This is a genomic window from Mesorhizobium sp. M1A.F.Ca.IN.020.06.1.1 (genome assembly GCF_004023265.1).
In the GTDB taxonomy this organism is placed as follows: domain Bacteria; phylum Pseudomonadota; class Alphaproteobacteria; order Rhizobiales; family Rhizobiaceae; genus Mesorhizobium.
Map to the genome: position 1 here is coordinate 1 of NZ_RZSR01001718.1, position 551 is coordinate 551.

General features: G+C 53.0%; 1 pseudogene. It reads left to right on the forward strand.

Annotated elements, in window-relative coordinates:
• Positions 1-314 precede the first annotated feature (314 nt).
• Positions 315-551 (forward strand): annotated as a pseudogene (locus tag EOA60_RS36530) (hypothetical protein); the annotation flags it as partial.

The window sequence follows — 551 nt, forward strand, 5'->3', positions numbered from 1 at the left end:
CGCGAAGCCAGGGCCCTCTCGCGTCCGGGTTAATGGCCCGTTTTGAGGCGTTTCGGCATTCGCCGGAAATCGAGGTTAAAAATACGCATAGCAGTTTGAAGGTAGTGAAAGATTTTTCGAAATCAAGCAAACCGTACGCGACCTGACGAGCAAAAATAGTGCACTGAGACAACAGTTAATTTCGTTTGACGACCGGAACAGTCTCCTGCTTGCTGGTTGGACGCGATAAGGCCGTCTCACCAATGAATATCAGTTGTCGACCTTCCTATAGATCAACGGTGGTCGCATTTTTAGTTCAACAAGGAGATACCGTGATGAAAAAACTCATCCTCGCAGTTGCCTTCACAGCGGGCAGTTCGCTTTGCGCCATGGCGGCGGATGAGGTCACCAAAGCCCCACCAGCGGCTCCTTACGAACAGGTCAGCAAGCTCGTGAAGCTGCCCGACTTCCTGCCGGGCATGGGCCAACTTTTCGTCGATCCGACGACATTGCCTGCCGGCCCGTTCCTTGCCTATGACCATGACGGCAAGCTTGTCAGCACCATCTACATG